Origin of the sequence: Desulfobulbus sp., from assembly GCF_030824455.1 — a bacterium.
Classification (GTDB): domain Bacteria; phylum Desulfobacterota; class Desulfobulbia; order Desulfobulbales; family Desulfobulbaceae; genus Desulfobulbus.
The window spans coordinates 1-3,019 of the sequence record NZ_JAVBXR010000088.1; the positions used below are offsets into that span (position 1 = coordinate 1).

Annotated in this window: 4 protein-coding genes; all 4 read right to left on the minus strand. The window is 60.0% G+C overall.

Features of this window, described 5'->3' with window-relative positions; all coding sequences use genetic code 11:
* The coding region (locus RCH93_RS10855; RefSeq protein WP_306548425.1) for a helix-turn-helix domain-containing protein at positions 1 to 390 on the minus strand (390 nt) is incomplete at its 3' end.
* 11 nt (positions 391 to 401) lie between these two features.
* Positions 402 to 863 (minus strand): hypothetical protein, encoded by a 462-nt coding sequence (locus RCH93_RS10860; protein ID WP_306548426.1) that lies wholly within the window; start codon positions 861 to 863, stop codon positions 402 to 404.
* Between the two features lie 309 nt (positions 864 to 1,172).
* The gene (locus RCH93_RS10865) at positions 1,173 to 1,787 is read right to left on the minus strand and encodes a hypothetical protein (RefSeq protein WP_306548427.1); all 615 of its coding nucleotides are present in this window, start codon (positions 1,785 to 1,787) and stop codon (positions 1,173 to 1,175) included.
* Positions 1,788 to 1,810: 23 nt separating this feature from the next.
* On the minus strand, positions 1,811 to 3,019 hold a 1,209-nt coding region (locus RCH93_RS10870), incomplete at its 5' end, for a phage portal protein (protein WP_306548428.1).

The window sequence follows — 3,019 nt, forward strand, 5'->3', positions numbered from 1 at the left end:
CATCTCAAGGATTGTGGCCGTGGTCAGGACGGGCATTTCCCGCACCAGAATCATGGCCGCCTGCTCAAACAGCAGCGTGAACTTGCTTCCTTTTCGCGCCCATGGAACCTCGATTTGCTTCACCCCGTGCTCCAGGCAACGGACCCGTGGCACGGCAGCCGTGATGAAGCAATGGTGCTGGAAGAAGTTCAGATGCCGCCAAGTCATTTCTTTGAAATCGTGGGCATGGCAGAGCGCTCCGCAGATCGGGCAAGGGTAGCACGTTCCCCGCTGGGCCTGAATGGTGAGGCGTAGCTCATGGGGTTTCTTGTCCGTGTTGAGCAGTTGCCCCGTGATTTCCCATGGAGCCTGCAGGCCGAGGCCTAACGCAATGATATCTTTGCTATTCATGGTTTCCCTCGTCATTTGGTGTGGATTTGATCGTTTTCTACATCAAATCCACACCAAATGACGAGGAGCCCCATCTCCATGGGATCGCCGCCCACTGACTGTCCCGCCTTGCGCAAACACTCGCGCGCAACCTCACGCAGGGAATAGCCGATGAAATCACGGCCCACGTCCTGGGCGCGGTCCACCTTCCAGCCGCAGCCCTCCAGAGCGACAGTCAGGCCCCGCTCGCCATCCAGCGGCAAACCGCACCGTAAAAACATGCCAGTGCAGGCGGCGGCGCGGAACTTGTCGCGTTCATCCACCTGTACCTGTAACCCGGACGGCGCAAAGCCCGGATGGTGCGCAACACTCCGTTGAGCCAGGGTCTCCAAAACCATGGAGCGGGCCTGGTCCATGGTCACTTCAGGTTTCAGCATGGCGGCGCGTTGTTCACCCTCAATGCCATACCGGTTGCACAGTTCCATGATGTCCAAGGCTCTCGCAAAGCCGTTGTCGGAGCGTGATGCGCCAATTGCCGGCGGTGGAGAAACGGCAACAGGCGGAGCCGAAGCCGAAACGAGTGCTGCAGCAGGCTGAGGACCTGCTGGCGGAATGATCGGTTCAGACCGTTGGCCATCGCCGCCAACCTGTTCAGGCCCGTCAAACGAGACCCCTCGGCCCTGCATATCCTTGTAAAAATTCCACGCCTCATCCTCAGGGGCGTCGGCGCGGAGACCATTGGCCAACAAAAATGCTCGTAACTTGGGATTCATCATACCTCCCGGTTATGGGCTCTCGCCCTGCTATGCGGCGAACAGCCGCTGTTGCGCCAAACGGCCAGCCGAACCAGATCCCCTGGTTGCCTTTGCCAGGCTGTCCGCGCCTATTGGCGTTAAAGTGAATTCCTTCAGCATCCAGTCCGTGGACACCTTCAACGGGCCGACAAAGGTGCGGCCGCGAATGACAACCTCAACCTCAGCCGGCACCCAAATCGCATTGAGCACCCGGTATCCGGCCGAGCCGTCGGTCAGGTGCTGGTCGATAACTTTTTGCCGGGTGCGCACCGCCTTGTCATCGGCGGCAAACCTGATCAACCCATCAATGGCCTGATACTTCCCGACCAGAGTTTGCTTGAAATCGGTGACCGAGCCCAACTGATCGTCAACGCTCCACCGGTTGTGGCAATCCAGCAGCGGCACCTGCCGGTTTTCCGGAAACACCACGCCATCCATGAGCAGCACTTCCTGGACAACCCGTTCGAGTTCCCAGTCGTAGACCATGGCGGGTTGCTCGGTGGCCAGAGTCCAGCGGATGGCATCCGAATCCACGGCGGCGCGACAGGTGATGGAGCGCACGGTGAGCCCATAGGCCACCGGCATGCTCCCCAGGTATCCAGATCGTTCAAAAATGCCTTTCATCGGAACTGATCGTTGCGCCTGCATCATTCGTCCTGTTGCTTGCTGTCGGGTTTAGAGTCGCCGGCCACCGCCGCCGGGTTGGTCTGGAGGGCGGTGGAGACCTCTTCAATGGTCAGTCCCCGTTGCTCCAGCATGCGTTTGAATTCCTGAATCTCGTTGAGCAACTCTTCCGGATCCCGGCCCCGACCGGTGATGATTTCCTGCGGGCTGTAGAGGAGGTTTTTCACCAGGTCGATCTGGCCCCGGCTTTCCCGCAGCAGATCCAGCGGCTCAGTTCCCGGCGGTTGCCACAATCCTTCACACCAATGACGCGGATTCTGTTGGTAGCCGGGCATGTCCACCTTGCCGGTGAGGTAAAGGGCATCAAAAAAGACCCGATTCACCTGGACACCGAACTGGCGACAATGGCGGCGGATGATCGGCCGGGTCGCCTTGGCAAAATCATTGCGCACCGTGCGCGTGGTGTTGTAGTTCAGGCCGCCGTAATCGCCGGAAACCAGCTCATAGGGCACGCCCACGCTGACCGCCAGCATCTGAAGGATGAACTTGGCAAATGGCGAGAAACTCTCGCCGGGCACGTCAGCGGTGTTGACCTTGACCTCGTCGCCCGGGTTGAGAAAGTCGATGATCGCGTTATCGAGTACAGTCAGCTTGTGGCCGGTTTCGGTGTCGTTAGTAGTGCGGCCCTTTTGCCAGCGGGCGACATCGGCTGTCTGCACAAAAGCCAGCCATTTGCTGGCCATCTTGGCCCGGTCGATATTCGCGCCGATGAATTCCTGTAGATCGTCAGCGAGCAGGATCGCAGGGGTGAACGGGCTGATTCCGCGCAGCTGGCCCGGCCGCAGCGACTCGAACCCATGCACAAAGTGTTCGGCCGGCACCCGCTGACTGCGGACGTTGCCGGTCAGGGGAGAAAAGCCATCCGGCACCCGAAAGTGGGCCGCAATCACCCGGCCGGTTCTCCGGTCTAATTCGAGGCCCTGGTCCACCAGGTTGTCGCCCAGGGCAACGGAATACTCGCTGCTCAACCAGTCGGCCTCGTAGGCCTGCAGGGCCAATGGTAGGAACCGGACGGGCCGCTTGTCCCAGACGAAAACCAGCAGGCTCTCGCCGTCCACCACATCCTGTCGCCGCCACATCCGTTCCATCTCGTGATAATGGAGCCGGCCTGCGGCGTCGCATTCATCCATCCACCATTTGCGCGCATCCTCGATCCGGGTGATGGATGTGGA